The organism is Streptomonospora sediminis, assembly GCF_054778995.1.
Window position 1 is genome coordinate 1 of the sequence record NZ_BAAGYZ010000078.1, and the last position, 16,849, is coordinate 16,849.

The 16,849-nt window shown below is 71.9% G+C and carries 12 protein-coding genes; 4 read left to right on the forward strand and 8 right to left on the reverse strand.

Annotation, left to right across the window (positions count from 1 at the left end; genetic code table 11):
- Window positions 1-175 precede the first annotated feature (175 nt).
- From ACYVD5_RS15990 to ACYVD5_RS16020, 7 genes are all read right to left on the reverse strand, one after another.
- Window positions 176-1,447, reverse strand: coding sequence for a sugar ABC transporter substrate-binding protein (locus ACYVD5_RS15990; RefSeq protein ID WP_461001843.1), 1,272 nt, complete (start codon window positions 1,445-1,447; stop codon window positions 176-178).
- Between the two features lie 201 nt (window positions 1,448-1,648).
- Complete coding sequence (locus ACYVD5_RS15995; RefSeq protein WP_461001844.1) at window positions 1,649-2,923, reverse strand: cytochrome P450; 1,275 nt, start codon at window positions 2,921-2,923, stop codon at window positions 1,649-1,651.
- 189 nt (window positions 2,924-3,112) lie between these two features.
- Window positions 3,113-6,724, reverse strand: a complete 3,612-nt coding sequence (locus ACYVD5_RS16000; protein ID WP_461001845.1) for a hypothetical protein — start codon at window positions 6,722-6,724, stop codon at window positions 3,113-3,115.
- Entirely contained in the window at window positions 6,714-7,616 is a 903-nt protein-coding gene (locus ACYVD5_RS16005; protein WP_461001846.1) for a DUF4132 domain-containing protein, read from the reverse strand. The genes ACYVD5_RS16000 and ACYVD5_RS16005 overlap by 11 nt, the downstream gene beginning before the upstream one ends.
- A 137-nt stretch (window positions 7,617-7,753) precedes the next feature.
- Window positions 7,754-8,203, reverse strand: a complete 450-nt coding sequence (locus tag ACYVD5_RS16010) for a hypothetical protein (protein WP_461001847.1) — start codon at window positions 8,201-8,203, stop codon at window positions 7,754-7,756.
- Between the two features lie 185 nt (window positions 8,204-8,388).
- Window positions 8,389-9,648: a class I SAM-dependent methyltransferase gene (locus tag ACYVD5_RS16015; protein ID WP_461001848.1), complete on the reverse strand. Its 1,260-nt coding sequence runs from the start codon at window positions 9,646-9,648 to the stop codon at window positions 8,389-8,391.
- 52 nt (window positions 9,649-9,700) lie between these two features.
- Window positions 9,701-11,125: an FAD-binding oxidoreductase gene (locus tag ACYVD5_RS16020; protein ID WP_461001849.1), complete on the reverse strand. Its 1,425-nt coding sequence runs from the start codon at window positions 11,123-11,125 to the stop codon at window positions 9,701-9,703.
- Window positions 11,126-11,559: 434 nt separating this feature from the next.
- Here ACYVD5_RS16020 and ACYVD5_RS16025 point away from each other — a divergent pair, with 434 nt between their 5' ends.
- Complete coding sequence (locus tag ACYVD5_RS16025; protein ID WP_461001850.1) at window positions 11,560-12,354, forward strand: glutamate racemase; 795 nt, start codon at window positions 11,560-11,562, stop codon at window positions 12,352-12,354.
- Between the two features lie 21 nt (window positions 12,355-12,375).
- Here ACYVD5_RS16025 and ACYVD5_RS16030 read toward each other — a convergent pair whose 3' ends face one another.
- Complete coding sequence (locus ACYVD5_RS16030; RefSeq protein WP_461001851.1) at window positions 12,376-13,968, reverse strand: hypothetical protein; 1,593 nt, start codon at window positions 13,966-13,968, stop codon at window positions 12,376-12,378.
- A 234-nt stretch (window positions 13,969-14,202) separates the two neighbouring features.
- Between ACYVD5_RS16030 and ACYVD5_RS16035 the strand changes: the two genes are divergently transcribed.
- From ACYVD5_RS16035 to ACYVD5_RS16045, 3 genes are all read left to right on the forward strand, one after another.
- Window positions 14,203-14,550 (forward strand): hypothetical protein, encoded by a 348-nt coding sequence (locus ACYVD5_RS16035; RefSeq protein WP_461001852.1) that lies wholly within the window; start codon window positions 14,203-14,205, stop codon window positions 14,548-14,550.
- Between the two features lie 154 nt (window positions 14,551-14,704).
- Window positions 14,705-16,114: an AI-2E family transporter gene (locus tag ACYVD5_RS16040; RefSeq protein ID WP_461001853.1), complete on the forward strand. Its 1,410-nt coding sequence runs from the start codon at window positions 14,705-14,707 to the stop codon at window positions 16,112-16,114.
- Window positions 16,115-16,279: 165 nt separating this feature from the next.
- Window positions 16,280-16,804, forward strand: coding sequence for a DUF6315 family protein (locus tag ACYVD5_RS16045; RefSeq protein ID WP_461001854.1), 525 nt, complete (start codon window positions 16,280-16,282; stop codon window positions 16,802-16,804).
- The last annotated feature ends 45 nt before the right edge of the window (window positions 16,805-16,849 follow it).

Consider the following 16,849-nt stretch of genomic DNA (forward strand, 5'->3'; position numbering starts at 1 on the left):
GCGGCGGGTGCGGGCGCTCAGCCGGGGCCGGGTGCGCCGCCCGCGGCGGCGCGCACCGCCGACTGGCTCCTTGGCCCCGGGGGCCGCCGCGGGGGCGGACGTGCCGGGCAGGGAGTCCGCGGTGTCCGGGGGATCCGGCGCGCCGGGCGGCCGGGGCGGGTGGGCGGACACGGGTTCAGGAGTCCTTGTTCAGCGTCTTCTCGATTTCGCCTGCGGCGCGCTCGGTGGCCTGCTCCACCGATGCTTCGTCGTTGAGGATGTCCTGCAGCATGGCCTGCAGCACCATGTCGCCCTGCACCTTGCCGAAGTTCGCGGTGGCGGGCAGGCCGCGGCCGGCCTCGCTCATCTGTTCGGCGAAGGGCTGCACGAGCGGGTCGTCGGAGTCGGTGTAGGGCTGCAGCTGCTCGGTCTTGCCGGGGAAGTAGGTGGTGGCCTCCGACCAGCGGCGCGCGTTGGCGTCGTTGGTGACCAGGTCGATGTAGGACCAGGCGAGGTCGGGGGTGTCGGTGCCGTTGAAGACCGACAGGTGCGATCCGCCGAGGAACGAAGGGCTCAGGCCGCCGCCGGGTCCGGGGATGGGAAACGCGCCGATCTTGCCCTCCAGGTCAGGAGCTTCCTCCAGGATCGCCTTGGGGGTCCAGCTGCCGGCGACCATCATGGCGATGTCGCCGGAGATGAAATTGTCCTGCAGGTCGGTCTCCAGCCAGGTGCCGGCGCCGGTGCTGGAGACGCCGTCCTCCAGCGCGAGCCCGGTGTAGAAGGAGAGTCCTCCGCGCGCCTCGGGAGAGTCGAGCCCCGAGGTCCATTCGCCGCCGGCGGAGGTGGCGATGTCGCCGCCGTTGCCCCAGACGAAGGGCAGCATCTGGTACATGGCATCGCCCGGTACCGGGAAGGCGGTGAGGTCGTCGCGCTCCTCGGAGATGGTGATGGCGGTCTCGCGCAGCTCCTCCCAGGTGGTGGGCTGCTCCAGGCCGAGTTCGTCGAACACGTCGGTGCGGTAGATGACCGAGCGCACTCCCGCGTACCAGGGCACTCCGTAGAGGCCGCCGTCGAGCGTGCCGGCCTCGGCCAGGCCCGACACATAGGCGTCGGTGGAGCCCACCCGGTCGGAGACGTCCATCAGCGCGCCTGCGCCGGCGAACTCCAGGGTCCAGGTGGTGCCGACCTCGGCGACGTCGGGCATGGTGCCGCCGGCGATGGCGGTGGTGAACTTGTCGTGGGCGTCGGCCCAGGGCACGAACTCGACGTTGACCTGGGATCCGGTCTGTTCGCGGAATTGGCCGGCGATGTCGTCGAAGTAGGCGGTGGCGTCGGGGTGGGTGCCCTCCATGATCCACACGTCGAGGGCTTCGCCGTCGCCGCCGCTGCCGCCGCAGGCGGTGGCGAGGAGCGTGAGGGCGGCGGCTGCGGCGCCGGCCCGGTGCCGCAGGGCGCGGGTGCGTTCCATCGGAGATCTCCCGTCCGCTCGCGATCCCCCGGGGGTGGTAAGGAACTTACGCAAAATCGCGGCCGGTGTGAAGTAATACACGGCCCTTGGGCCGTTCTTGCGCGCGGCCGGACGGGCGCGGCCGGTTCGCGGCTGGTGTTGCGGTGCCGCGGGCCGGCCGGCGCCGGTGCTGCAGCGTGCTGAGGTGTGCGTCGGTGTGCTTCAGAACTCGCAGGGCAGGGACTTGATCCCGTTGACGAAGTTGGATTCCAGCCGCTGCGGCGGACCTGCGGCGCGGATGCCGGGCACGCGCCGGTGCAGTTCGCGGAACATCACCGCGACCTCGCGCCGGGCCAGATGTGCGCCGAGGCAGAAGTGCGGTCCGGGGCCGCCGAAACCCAGGTGGGGGTTGGGCTGGCGGGTGATGTCGAAGGTGTCGGCATCGGTGAACACGGCGGCGTCGCGGTTGGCGGAGGCGTAGTAGAGGACGGCCTTGTCGCCTTTGCGGAAGCGGTGCCCGTTCATCTCGTGGTCGCGGGTGAGCGTGCGCCGCATCCACACCACGGGTGAGGCGTAGCGGATGATCTCCTCCACGGCGCCCGGAGCGTAGGTCTCGAAGTCCGACCACCACAGGTCGCGCTGCTCAGGGTGTTCGGTGAGCAGGTTGAGGCCGTGGCTGATGGCGTTGCGGGTGGTCTCGTTGCCGGCCACGGCCAGCAGGATGAAGAAGGAGCCCAACTCCTGGTCGGTCAGTGCTTCGCCGTCGACGTTGGCGTTGACCAGGGCGGAGGTGAGGTCGTCGGTCGGCTCGGCGCGCCGTTGGGCGGCCAGCTCCGCCAGCAGTTCCGACAGTTGCGCCCCGGCCTCCAGCAGTTTGGTGAGCGCGGTGTCGATGTCGCCGCCCAGGTAGTCGGGATCGTTGCCGGCCAGCACGGTGTTGGAGTTGGCCAGCACCATCTCCTGGCGGCTCGGCGGGATCCCCATCATCGCGCAGATAACCACCAGGGGCAGGCGGGCGGCCGCCCGGGAGACGAAGTCGCCGGGTCGGGGTCCGGCGTCGAGCAGGTCGTCGACGATGCGGGCGGCGTGACCGGCCACGTCGTCCTCCAAGCGGGCCAGCATGCGCGGGGTGAACCCGCGCGAGACGATGCGGCGCAGCCGGGCGTGGCGCGGGTCGTCGAGGTTGATCATGGAGCCGAAGTACTCCGCGAATCCTTCGGGCAGGTCGGGGATGGAGATGGCGCTGGGTTCGGAGGCGAAGATGTGCGGTTCGCGGCTGGCCTGGGCGACGTCGGCGTGGGTGACCAGCGCGTGGTATCCGGCGCCGGAGGGCACCGGGCCCAGGTCGGGTTCGGCGAAGAACTGCGGCGGGTGGCGGCGCAGGCGGGCGAAGGCGGCGTGGCGCTCGGTGAGCGGCAGGGCCCAGAAGGCGTTGTCGGACAGGTTGATGTCGGAGATGTCGGGAAGTGCGCCGGCAGCACGGGGCGGCTGGGTCATGGAGGGTGCGCTCCTTGCGGATATACCGGAAACGTCACCCACACCCTTTACACGAACGCGCGCTGTGTCAATGAACCGCCGGTCTGGGGCGGTCACCGCAGCGGCCGCGGTAATGCGCCGCCACCGGCAGCCGGGTCGGCGGTGCGGGGCCAAAAGATCCGGCCCGCACCGCCGACCCGCGCGTTCGGGTCACATCCCGCTCGCCCTCTCCCGCCAGGCCTGCGCCAGGTGCTCGGCCATGGCGTGCTGGTCCCACAGTTCGCCCGGGTTCTCCGGCATCGCAGCGTCGTACAGCTCCAGGCGGGCGGTGTGGGGATACCGCCGCCAGAACTCGCTCGCCTTGGCCGCCTCTGTCACCTTGAGCCCCAAGGCGTCGCGGACCTGCGCGGAGGGTTCCGGCACGCCCGGCAGGCCCGTCAGCAGCAGCGCTGCCGCGGCGTAGTCGAGACCGGCGCCGTCGGCGAGCCGCGCCGCCGCGTCGCGGTCGAAGGGCACCGGTTCGCGCCGCTCCAGCTCATAGGAGAGCAAGCGCAACCGGTCGGCCGAGCCCCACCCCCGCGGCACCGGCTGCACACCGACGAAACCGGCCGGGCGCGGCACGTCGCCGCGCTGCAGGAACGCCTTGGTGGTGTTGCCGTCCTCGTCGTGCGAGCAGGCCCAGTCGCCGAAGTGCATGGGGATGTCCAGGGGCAGTAAGGCGCCGTCGCCGGTGGAGACCGCCTGCGGAGAATCCGTGTCCAGCAGGCCGCGCTGCAGCGCGGAGTCGGCCAGGGGGGACGTGGCCCAGAACCGCAGCAACGCGGCCAGCGCCGCGCGCTGGGCATCAGGGGTGAGGGCGCCGGCCGCGCGGACGGCCAGGCCGCCGATTCGGCCCGCAAGCTCGGTCCAATCGACGCCGCTGGCGTGGTTGCCCCAGTGCGCCGCCGCGGTCTCGCCGTCGACCGAGCCGCCGAAGAATCCCGCGGCCAGCTCGATCTGGCGCACCAGCCCGCCTTTGCCCTCGGGGTAGCGGCTGACCAGCCCGGACAGTGCCGCTTCCAGGTCCGGCACCGAGACCTCCAGCCGCTTGTGCGGCACGCCTCCGAGCACGCGGATGAGCCTGTCGCGGTCGCGGATGCGCGCGGCGGCCTCTGTGACCACGCCGACGACTCCCTCCACAAGCCGCGGGTGCGTGATCTCGGGCAGCAGCTTCGCGACGGCTGTGCGCAGCGCGGCCGCCGACCGCGGGGCCGCCACGGCCAGCAGCGATCGCACCGTGTCCTCGGAGATCTGCCGAAGTGCGCGCGAGCCGGGCAGGTCGCGCGGTGCAAGGAAGTGCCAGAACGCCTTGGGCGGCATGCGCGGTGTGCCCGCGGCCATGTCGGACGGCTCGTTGAAGATCCACTCCCGGTCCATCATGTAGACGGTCCAGTGCCGGTCGCCGGTATCGGGGTCGCGGGCGGTGACCTCGTAACCGCCGTCCAGCAGCAGCCGGCCCTCCGATGCCGGTACGTCGAGCAGGCCCCAGGGGGCACCGTCGCCGCCCGGCGGGACGGTGCCGTGTACGCCGTCGATCCGGTGGTAGCGGACCTCCCCGGTCCGCCGGTCGCGGGCGGCCCGGAAACCGAGGTGGGCGCCGTCCGTCCCCAGCGGAGAGGACTCCGTGCCCGGCACGGCCGGGGCCAGCGACGAGGACTCGACCAGCCAGTGCTCGTCACCGCCCAGCAGCGACGGGTCCAGGAACCACGGCAGCTCGGCCCCGCCGGGCTCCCCTGCCCCCGGGTCGTAGCGGCGCACCCTCCCGTCGCCGGTGCGGACCCAGAAAGCCGCGCCGTCGTGGAACATGTGGCCGTCGCCGCTCAACCGCCATTCGCCCGCCGCCAGCGGCCGGCCACCCGTGAACCGCCGCTCCTGCGGGTCCAGGAAGGTGTGGCCGGTGGTCGAACCCCTCGCGATCGCGTGGCGCTCTCGCCAGCCGTCGCCGTCCTTTTCGGTCTTTTCGCCGGGGTCGCCCGACCAGTACTGGGTCAGGGTCCCGTTGACCTCGTGGCCGACCTGGAACTCCCCTGCCGAGTAGAACGCCCAGACGCCGTAGTTGAAGCGGTTGGCTCCCTTGGGCACATGGAACCGGTGCTCCAGGATGCGGCCGGAAGCACCGATCGCGACTGCCTTGGCGCGGTCGTGGACGGTCAGCACCGGCCAGCTGGCCCGGCACCAGTTGTCGCCGCCCAGCTCAGGGGCGGTTTGGTCGAGGGCGTCCCAGCCCAGCTCGTCGAAGATACCGGCCCGCAGAGTCCGGGTCAGCGGCGCCACCAGGTCGAGGGTGGCCAGTCTCGGGAGCAGGTCGGGCACCTGCGCCACCGCCTGGCGGCTCAGTGTCTTGTGCAGCCGGTGGAAGCAGTTCAGAGCTGATTGCAGGCCGCGTTCCTGTGCTCCGCGCAGCCAGGCGTCGGTCAGGTACCGCAGGGCGGGCCGCAGCGGCTCGACCGTCCATTCCTGGTTCCACCGGCCGTCGCTGTCCTCCAGGACCGAGGCGGTCAGCCGGTCGGCGAACCGGTCGTCGGCTGTCAGCGCCGCCAGGTCGACACGGCGGTGCTGCCGCCAATGCCCCAGCAGCAGGTGCGGATCCGGATCCGCGACCGGGACACCCGCGGCCAGGCACGCGCCGATGACGGCCGCGTCGATGCGGTGCCCGCGACCGGTTCCGGAGCCCAGCTGCAGCGGGCCCTCTTCGGTACGGATCCGCGGGGCCAGGCGCGGCAGCAGGTCCAGCAGGTCCTGCGGCGCTTCGGGTGGGCGGCGGTCGTCCCCGCTGTAGCGGCGCAGGACGGCGGTCAGCCACTCGCCGGTGCGCTCACCGAGCTCGTCAACGGCGCCCGTCTCGTCGAGCAAGGAGAGCCACCAGGCGTCCATGTCCGAGGCGGGCAGCTCGACCAGTTGCCACACCAGGCGGCGGCGCACCGCGGCCGAACGGGCGACGGCGGCGAGCAGCTCCTTGCGCTGCGCGGTCCAGAAGCCGTCGGCGGCGCGCCACAGGGCGGGCGCATCCAGCAGTTCCTCCAGCACCGACGCCTGCTCATCCGCAAGGTCGAGACCCGCGGCTTTGGCGAGCTTGGCCAGCTGCTTGAACATGCCGTTCCAGGGCGGCACCCCGCCCAGCGTGCGGCGCACCGCCAGCTCGCGCAGCTCGCGGTAGGCGGCGACGGGATCGGGCGCGTTGCCCAGCTCAGCCGCGTGGTTCTTGACGTCCTTCGCCGACAGCGCCCCGGCCAGCGCGAACTCCAGGAACACGGCACGGCGCCGCGCAGGGTCGGTGCCGCCGGCGTGTTTCTCGGCGGCACGTGCCCGCCCGAACATCAGGGAGCCCTGCTTGGTGCGTCCCGCGGCGATGAACGCGCGCCCGGCCTGCTCCCAGAACGCGGGCAGGTGGTTATTGGGAAGCGTGTCGGCGACCTCTTGGTAGATGTCGAGCGCGGGCCCCGGTTTGGGTGCGGCCAGGCGTGCGGCGCGCTCCATCTCGGGTGCCGCGGCCAGCGCGGCCTTCGTGTTGGCCGGGTCGTTGACCAGGGCCCACTCCGGGTACCCGGGCTCCGTGCGGTGCCGAGCCGCCACCGGTTCGCCGGCGTCGGGGGCGGCGAACCCGGCCACGGCCATGATCCGGTCGTCGGCGGGCGCTGCGGCCTGCCCGCTCAGCCGGACCACGGGCCGGGCTCCCAGCAGCGGATGGTGGTAGTTGCGTGCGGTGACCGGTTCGCCGCCCGGGGTTCCGGCGGGCGCCAGGCCCGCGTTCAGGGCCGTCTGGGCGGTCTCGTCATGCGTCATCGGTCTTGCCCCCTGCGCGGATCAGCTCGGCCATGCGGACACCTTCGGACCAGGCCACCGGCCCGACCGTGCCCAGCGGGATGGGGCGCTGGGCATCGTCCACCCACAGCAGCCGCCCGGTCTCGGCGGGCAGTCCGGGGTCGTCGGCGCCCAGCCAGTAGCGGGCCTCGACGGCGGTGCCGTTCTCGGCGACGCGCAACGCCGCGTAGCCGCCGCGCATGACGAAGCCGTACCGGGCGGCGCGGGCCGTGGCGTGGCGCAGCTGCTCGAACCGGGTGCCCGCGTAGTCGTCGAGGCCGGTGGCGTCGGGGCCAGGGGCGGCATCGATGGCGGGGTCGGGCGCTGCGGAGGCGGGGGCGGGGTACGCCGGCCGCTGGTAGGTGTCGCGGGCGAGCTGCGGAAAACCCTGCTCGGCGCCGCGGTTCGCCAGCGCAGCGCGCCACTGCGCGGCGTCGGGCAGCAGCACTGGATGCGGCAGCGCCACCGGCCCCGCGGGCAGGGTGCGTGTCGCGACGGTTTCCAGGCCGGCCAGGGTGGCCTGCCCGGTTTCGCTCACCCGGGTCAGCAGCCCGGTGCGGCCGTCGGCAACGACCACCAGGTTCTCCAGGAGCGACCGCCATACCGGGTCGGGCCAGACACGGGCGAGCAGTGCGGCCGGCACCGGAACGCCGCCCATCAGCCACGACTCCACCGTCGAACGGCACTCTTCCTCGTGGCGCAGCAGCCGCTCGCGCAGCGCGGTGAGCTTCTCGCCCACTTTGCTATCGCGCGCGCCCCTGGGGACGGACTCGGTGGCCTTGCCGGACTTCCGGTTACGGCATCTCAGTGTGGTGCCGTCCAACGCCAGCTCGTAATCACTCGTGGCAGGGGTCCACGTCAGGGAGGTAGACATGCGGAGCAGTGTGGCAGCGCCGGGTGACAGCAAACGCCCGAGCGATCCCGGTGATCATGCGGAAATGCCGTGATCCGGCGCCGGATCACGGCATTTCCGCATGATCGTTGCCGCGCACCGCCCCGGAGCCCGGCGGCTCACTCCGAGGTGCCGGTCGCGATGCGCAGGGTCGAGATGAGTTCGGTCGGGTTGTAGACGGCCTGCCCGATCGCCGCGGAGAATGCGGCGAGCATGTGCAGGTAGATGGCGGGGTCGCCGTTGGTGAAACGCTCGGCGGCCTCTTCTTCGCCCACCGAGTACGCCTCCCACACGGTGATGACCGCGAACTCGACCTCGGGCGGGAGCATGTCGGCCACGGTGGAGGCGACGGCCTCGCGGGAGTCGGCCGGTTTCCACACCACCCCGGTCTCCTGCACGCGCCGTGAGAGGAAGGAGCCGAAGACCTTGAGCTCCGAGACGGCGCTGTCGGTATCGTCGCCCACCTCGGTCACGGTGCGGTCCAACAGGTCGCGGTCCTTGCGGACGTAGGCGTCGACCAGCGTGATGGCGAGCTGCTTGATGCGGTCCGTGTCGTCTGTGCCAGGCATACCCCCATCATGCCTGCAGCCGCACCGTTGGCGGGCGCGCGGCGGGCCTGCGTGCCGTCCGTTTGCGCCGCGCGAAATCCGCGGGAGCGGCGCGGTGGGGCGGTGGACGCGGCCGGGGGCCGTCCCGGCGGCACCGTGCGGCGCTGCTGGGACGGCCCCCGGCCAGGGTCCCGAAAACGGTCCGGTTACTCGAAACGCGGCCGCAGCGGCATGCCCGATTCGGTGCCGTCGAGCTTGACACCCAGGATCTGGTGCAGCTGGACGACGTTCTGCTCGAAACCGAGGATGCAGCCGTTCATGTACAGCCGCCACACCCGGGCCGTGCCCTCGCCGACCTCGCGGACCGCCTCGTCCCAGTTGCGGTCGAGGTTGTCGCTCCAGTGGCGCAGGGTCAGGGCGTAGTGCTCGCGCAGGTTCTCCTGGTGGCGGATCTCGAAGCCGGCGTCGTTCATTTCCGACTGGATCTCGGCCGGCCCCTCCAACTCGCCGTCGGGGAAGACGTACCGGTTGATCACACCACCGGGCTTCATCGCCGGCAGGTCGTTGCGCGGGCGGGTGATGCAGTGGTTCAGCAGCCGGCCGCCCGGCTTGAGCTTGTCGTTGAGTCCGGCGAAGTAGTCCGGCAGGTTCTTCTTGCCGATGTGCTCGGTCAGGCCGATGGAACTGATCCGGTCGTAGATCCCGTCGGGAACGTCGCGGTAGTCCATGTGCCGGACTTCGGCAAGCTCGGAGAGCCCTTCCTGGGCGATGCGCTTGCTGGCCCAGTCGGCCTGCTCCTTGGACAGGGTCACCCCCAGCGCCTTCACCCCGTGCTCGCGGGCGGCGTGGATGACCATGCCGCCCCACCCGCAGCCGACGTCGAGCAGCCGCATGCCCGCTTCCAGGCCGAGCTTGCGGGCCACCAGCTCGTGCTTGTCGAACTGGGCCTGCTCCAGCGAGGTGTCGTCGCTGCCGAAGACCGCGCAGGTGTAGGTCATCGACGGGCCCAGCACCAGCTCGTAGAAGGCGTTGGAAACGTCGTAGTGGTGGTGGATCACCTCGGCGTCGCGGCCCTTGGCGTGGCGCAGGCCCAGCCCGGAAAGCCGGCTGCGGCGCATCTCCTGCGGAGGCGGCGCAACCCGGTTGACGAACTTGACCCAACCGATGCTGCGCACGATCCGCGCCATTTCGGCCGGCTGCATCCGCAGCCCGTCGCCAAAGGCTACTTGGGACATCCGCTTCAGAGCGGTGTACATGTCGCCCTCAAGGTCGATGTGGCCCGACACATAAGCGCGGGTCAGGCCCATCGCCCCCGGAGACTGCGCGAGGTAGTTCAGCGCCACCGGAGTGCGCACGACCAGCGTGGTGTCGCTGTCGGGGTCTCCGGCGGAGCTGCCGTCGTAGGCGCGGAACCGAACAGGGGCTTCCGAACCGACGACGCGTTCGAAGATCTCCGCTAGGCGCATACTTGTTCCCTTCTCACCCACGCCCGCCCACGTTGCGCGGTGGGCCGGCGTCTCATCTGTTGCCGACGCACTTGGCGTAGAGGTCGAGGAGCCGACCATCCGGGTCGTAGGCCTGTTTGAGCTGCCGGTACCCCTCGCCGTTGTACAACCGCCAGAACTCGTCCTCGGAGTAGAAAGCGTCCGAGTACAGCGACTTGTGCCCGCCCAGCCGGGAGACCTCCTCCTCAACCGCCCGGTTGTGGTGCGCGCGGCGCTGCCCGGGCTGCATGGGGACCATTCCCCAGAACCCGAAGTTCACATAGAGCCGCTCCCGCTCCAGCGGGTACAGCGGCCACACGTAGGAGCGCCCGCCGGCCGGCGGAGCGCTGCCGCGCAGCCGCAGCGGGCACATCCAGATCGGCGACATGCCGATCTCGGAGTGGAAGAAGTCGAGGAAGTCCGCGCCGCGTTCGACATCCACCTCGACGTCCTGGATGACCGGCTCCTGCTGCGGGCGGCCGCGGTAGTGGTTCAGCAGCCGGCTGAAGTCGGTGCGCCGGTCCAGCGCGACCAGCTTGCGGTAGATGTCGGAGCGTTTCAGCGACCGCGGCCACAACCGCCGCACCGCCTGGTTGCCCAGCCCGAAGGCGCCCGAGCACCAGAACCAGTCGGTGTCCCAGCGCCACAGGTAGTCGTGGACAGTGAGGTAGTCGCCCGGGCCGGGGCCCGCGTAGCGCGGAATGGACCGGTAGTAGATGTCGGCGCCGGTGTAGTCGCTGGTCCAGGGCGCCTGGTCGACGAAGGACGCCAGCGTGATGTACAGCTCGTCGGGGCTGAAGGCGACGCCGTCGACGAAGTCGACCGGCTCGCCCTCGTACTCGGCGTCGGCGCAGATCCGCGCGAAGGCGTCCATGGCCTCCTTGGCGGCGCCGAACCGCAGGTGGCGCAGGTGCACGTAGGGCTTGACCGGCTCAAGTTCGATGCGTAGCCGCAGGCTGTAGCCCAGCGTGCCGTAGGAGTTGGGGAAGCCGTAGAACAGCTCGCTGTGCTCGTTGTCGCGGCGGGCCGTGACCGTTTCGCCCGAGCCGGTGAGGATCTCGATCTCCTCGACCGACTCGTGCGGCAGGCCGTTGCGGAACGACGACGACTCGATCCCCAGCCCGGTGACCGCGCCGCCGAGGGTGATGGTGCGCAGCTGCGGCACGACCAGCGGCATCAGGCCGTGCGGCAGGGTGGCCGCCACCAGGTCCTCGTACGTGGTCATGCCGCCGACCTCGGCCACCCGTTCGACGGGGTCGACCGACAGCACCGAGTTGAACGCGGAAACGTCCAGCCGGGGCGCGTCGGAGGTGTCGCGGAAGCGGAACAGGTTCGAGGTGGGCTTGGCCAGGCGGACGGGCGCGTCGGAGGGCAGGTGCGCATAGTCGCGGCGGAGCCGCTGAACGGCCTCGGCGTGACCGGCGAAGTCCTGCTGCGATGACTGACGAATCGCTCTCACCCGCTTCTCAAACCGATCGGCGCCGCTGCGCCGCTGCTGTTGTGCTGCACTTGCCTTAAGAGCGGCAGGCCGCCCGACAGCCTATGCCCCGGTACGGACCCGCTCCCCCGGTGGGCGGTGTGACCAGCGCAACCCGCCTTTTCGGTCACGCTGCGCCCCCGCACCCAGCGCACACGGCTTTTCGGCCGCGTTGGACGCGGAACCGCTCCACGACTTCTGCCCAATACCCGTTGTATCGATACCCCGCCCCGGCCCGATACGGCCGGATCCGGCCTTGGCGTGTCGCCATCCGCCCTCCGTAGGCCGGCCACGGTTCAGGACCGGTTCGGGGTGTCGGGGACGCGGTCGGGTGGTCGGGTGGTCGGGAGCGCGCGGCACGGCGCCGGGGCCGCGCGGCGGGCATGTGCCGGCGGCGCGGCGTAAGATCGGCCAACGTGCGCATCGCTTTCGTCGATTCCGGGATCGGGATGCTGTCGACCGCAGCCGCCCTGCGTGCGGCGCGGCCCGACGCCGACCTCGTACTGTCCATGGACCCCGACCACATGCCGTGGGGCGCCCGCGCCTCCGAGGCGATCGTGGGCCGGGTGCTCGCCGGAGCCCGGGCCGCCCTTTCCGCCGAACCCGGTTCGAGCGAACGCGCCGTGCCCGACGCGATCGTGGTCCCGTGCAACACGGCCTCGGTGCACGGGCTGACGGCACTGCGGTCCGCATTTGAGCCGGACATCCCTGTCATCGGCACCGTCCCGCCGATCAAACCCGCCGTGGCGGGGGGCGGTCCCGTGGCCGTGTGGTCCACCGTGTCGACCACCAAGAGCCGCTACCAGCAGGCGCTGATCGAGGAGTTCGGCCAGGGCGTCCCGGTGGCGCCGGTGGCCTGCGCCGGCCTGGCCGAGGCGGTCGAAACGGCCGATCCCGGCGAGATCGGTGCGGCGATCGCCTATGCGGCCGATCTCACCCCGCCGCAGACCGCCGCGGTCGTCCTGGGCTGCACGCACTACGACCTGGTCGGCGCGCAGATCGCGGCGGCACTGGGCGGACGGGCCGAACTGTTCACCGCCGCCGACGCGGTCGCCGCGCAGACCCTGCGCAGGCTCGGCGTACCCGCGGCCCCCGACCTCCCGCTGACCGGCACGGTGGCGGTACTGGCCAGCGGCCGCCCCGCCGAACTGCCTCCTGCGGCCCTGGCTTATGCGCCCGGCGGTGCCCTCGCGCGCGGGGCGCAGGTCTGACGGACGGCGGCCGACCGCCGGTCAGTTGGCGGCTGCGGCCGCGCCGGCCGGGTCGGACAGCGCCGGCGTGCCGGAACCGCGGTCGCCCCGGGGCCCGCCCGGCGCCCCGGGTGCATCGAGTGCGCCGGGGACTCCTGCGGCGGCCGCGGTGATGATGCGCACCAGGGAACGCAACCCGGCGGTGTCCTTGTCGGCGAGCAGGGTCTCCAGCAGTGACAGCGCCGCCTTTTGGTCCCCCGGCACCGACCTGACCCGCGGCCAGTGCTGCTCGGCTGCGGCGTCGGCCAGCGAGAGTGTGCGCCCCACCTGGCCCAGCGCGTTCAGCAGCGCCGAGTCGCCGGGCCGCTCCGCGAGCGCCGCCAGCACCAGGTCGGCCTGGCTTTCGGGGTCGACCTCGCCGGCGGGTTGCCTGCGCAGCAGCGGCAGCACCTCCGCGGCGGGGGCGGGAAGCTCGCGGCGCGGGCGGCGGGCGGCGCCGGCGCGGATCTCGTCCAGGTCGCCGGCCTCTTCGGCGGCGCGCCGCACCCGCTGCAAGGCGCGTTCGGCCCGCCGCAGCGCGCAGTCGGTGGTCCACCGGGCGTCGCGGGCGGCGGCCAGCCGGGCCGCGATCAGGCACAGGCGCAGGCAGAGGCGGTGCGCGCCGACCTGTTCGAAGTAGCGCGACCACGAGGTCAGCGCGGTGCCCAGCCGCCAGTCGTTGTCGAGCGCACCCGCTGCCACCAGGTTCTCGGCCGCCTCGGCCCAGGCCGGGCGCAGGCGGGGGTGGGCGTCGGCCTCGCGCAGGTCCGGCAGTTGCGCGCGGGCCTGTTGGGGGCAGTGCCGGCCGGTGCGCGCCAGCCACGCCAGCAACCGGGCTCGCTCGATGCGGGTGCGGCGGCGCGGTGCGGCCCGGGCAGCACCGCCGGGCCAGGCGGCGGTCATACCGTCCTCGACCCGGTCGAGGACGGCGAGGGCATCGTCGTAGCGGTCCTGGTGGCGCAGCGCGCGCACGTAGCCGAAGGCGTAGGAAAGGCTGACGTCGCTGCCGGCGGAGCGCACCGCTGCGGCGCGGGTGTCGAGTTCGCGGACGGCCTCGTCGGGACGCTCGTCGTCGATGAGCATGTCGGCCTGGGCCAGGACCAGTGCTTCCCACGCGGGCTGGCCGGGCTGGGCGTGGGCGAGCCCCTGGGCCACGAGGGTGGCGCGGTCGACGACGTGTCCGGGACCGTCGATGTTGGCGTAGCAGGCCAGCACGGGTTCGGCCGCACACGCGGCGGGAACGCAGCCGGCCGCCGTGTCAGCGCCGCCGGAGCCGGCGGCGGCTCCGGCACCGGGACCGGCACCGTCGGGGTGGGAAGCGCGCAGCCGCAGCAGCGTCGCGGGCAGCGCGGACTCCCCCTCGGCCCGGTCGCCGACACGGGCGGCCAACGGCCAGTGCCCCACGAGCGCGGCGGCCCAATCGGGTGCGGAATCGGCGGCTGCCGCCCGCGCCGCGGCCGGCAGCGCCGCATCGGCCGCATCGGCGTGGCCGTCGGCGGCCATCTGCGCGAGCCGCACCAGATGCTCGGCCAGCTCGGTCCGGCCGTCGGCCCGGAGCTCACGCGCGGTCTCGCTCAGCCATCTCCACAGCGCCATCGAAAGCGGACTCCCCCTGATCGTGTGCCGGTGCCCGGACCGGCCGGCGGTGCGCATGGCCGCACACCGCCCGGCGTACAACCGAAAGTAGCAGTTCAGTCACTCTCAGGTGACGGGAACGCAGAAAACGGCCGGGATCGCTGCGGATAGACTCGGGAGCACCGGCCGGGGCCGAGCTTGCAGCTTGCACGAATCCGCCCTATCTCGGGCCAGTGACGGGAGACGCGACTACATATGGGATGGCGAGACAGGTTCGGCCTCCGCAAGGCCAAACGGCGCGGCAAAGCCCGTTTCGACCGCGCGGCCGAGGATTCCGACATCCGCGCGCTGATGGACTTTCAGAAAAGCAGGGTGGGCGTGGAGTTCTTCGTGGAGCCCGAGACCTTCGCCACCAGCACCACCGCGGTGGCCGTCGCCACCGACGGCGAATGGATCCGCCGCCGGGTGGGCTCACCCGATGTGATCCGCAAGGTTGCGCGCAATTTGGCCGCGCCCGTCTACGATGTGCAGGTCGTCGGCTACCCGCAGCGCATGCGCGACTGGACCACGCGCAACAAGCGCGGCCTGTCGCTGGACGAGTAGCAGGGCGCCGCACCCCGGCGGCCGCGGCGCGGCGCCTGCGGGCGCGCACGACCACGGGGACCGCACCCGCGGTCCCGCCGATACACCCGCGCCCGCCTGAGCAGCAAAGCCGCCAACGGAGCCGTCTCGGAGCAGGAAGGCGAAACCACCGCCCATGACCGCCCCGGTCCCACCGACCAAGAACAGTGTGCCCCCGTGGCTGCCGCGGGCGCTGATGCTCGTGGCCTGGACGGTGATCGCCTTCGCGATCGCGGGCTGGCTGTTCCTGCAGCTGCGCAGCCTGCTCGTGCTGCTGCTGGTCTCGCTGTTCCTGGCGCTGGCGCTGGAGCCGGCCGTCAACTGGCTGCACAAGCACCGCTGGCCGCGCGGGCCGGCGACCGGTGTGGTGATGCTGGGCGTCGTCGTCCTGGTGGCCGTGTTCTTCTCGGTACTGGGGTCGATGCTGGTCGGCCAGGTACTGGAGTTCATCAACCAGGTGCCGGCGATGAGCCGCGGACTGCTGAACTGGGTCAACGTCACCTTCAACACCCGGTTCTCGCCCAACACGCTGCTCAGCGAGATCACCGATGCCACCGGACTGGTCAACCAGTACGCCTCCAGCCTCGCCGAAAACGCCTGGGGCGCGGGCACCACACTGCTGGTGCTGCTGTTCAACGGGCTTACGGTGGCGCTGTTCACCTTCTACCTGACCGCCGACGGCCCCCGGTTCCGCCGCACGATCTGCTCGGTGCTGCCGCCGCGCACCCAGCGCGAGGTGCTGCGCGCCTGGGAGATCGCCATCAGCAAGACCGGCGGCTACATCTACTCCCGCGCGCTGATGGCGCTGATCGCGACCGTCGCCCACTACCTGGCGCTGGTCGTGCTGGACGTCCATTACGCGTTCGCGCTGGCGCTGTGGGTGGGCGTGCTGTCGCAGTTCATCCCGACCGTGGGCACCTACATCGGCGGCGCCATCCCGGTACTGGTGGCGCTGATGCAGGGCACCTGGCCGGCGCTGTGGATACTCGTCTTCGTCATCGTCTACCAGCAGTTCGAGAACTACCTGCTGCAGCCGCGCATCACCGCCCGGACACTGGACATGCACCCGGCCGTGGCATTCGGCGCGGTCATCGCCGGCGCCGCCATCCTGGGCGCCCCGGGCGCGTTACTCGCACTGCCGGCGGGTGCCAGCCTGCAGGCGTTCCTGAGCATCTACATCCGCCGCTACCAGGTCGCGGCGCACCCGCTGCTGAACTCGCCCGCCCCGATCGGCGCCGACGAGACCGGCACCGGCGGTGATACGCCGGCACCCGACCGCGACACCATTGACGATAGGGACGACGGGGACACCACTGGCGAAAGGGACGACCGGGACGCCGCGGCGGCGTTCGCCAAGGAGGACGACCGCGGCAGGCGCACCGGCCCCGGGCGCGGCCCGCAACGCAACGGCACCACTGCGGCCGGGCGGTGGCTCGCCCGCTGGCTCACGGTGCCCCTGGGCCTCAAGCGGCGAACGGACCCGGCCGCGCCGGGCACCGGCCGCGACGACGCCGGCGGTGAGAACAGCAACTCGACCACGCGCTGAGAGCCGGGCCGGTACTCGGGCGGGTCGCCGCATCAGCGGGCGGGCGCGGGGGTTTTGGTCATCGATGACGGCCCGGTTGGCGATAGTTTGCCGGAACTCCTTCAGCCGCCGGGTTCCCTAATCCGGGTCTCCCATCGCATACTCACCTGGGAGGGGGACTGAAGGATGAAGCAGGATCTCACCGCCTTGTGCTGTGAATGCGGCAGAAGCCGGGCAGTCAGCGCCTATCGGGCGATCGGCGAAGCGCAGTCGGCCTATGGCCTCGCCCGGTGCGTCGTCTGGCGCATGTGCCGCACCTGCGGACACCGCACCTACCACGCCTACCTGCGCGACGACGAAGACCGCGACGAACTCGAAGACGCGCTCAAACTCGACGACGCACTGGCCACCGAGGCCCTGGACGAGGAGATCGAGCAGCTCCGGCTGTGCGGCATCGACATCGGCCACGCCCCGGTACCGGCCATCTGGGACGGCCAGCCGGTGGGGATGGTCACCCAGCGGCTCACCGACCTGTCCTACGCGATCGTGCTCGACCCCAGCTCATCGGTTGTGGCGCGGCTCAAACTGATCGACCTGATGTGGAACGAGCTGTCGATCGGCGACAACGACGACCGCTGGTATATCCAGCCCGCCGACGACGACACCCCCGGCTATGCGGTCCGGCTGTTCGGCTACCGCGTGCGGCGCTGAAGAAACCGCCCCGGCCGCCGCAGGCCCGAACCCGTTCCGGCGCGG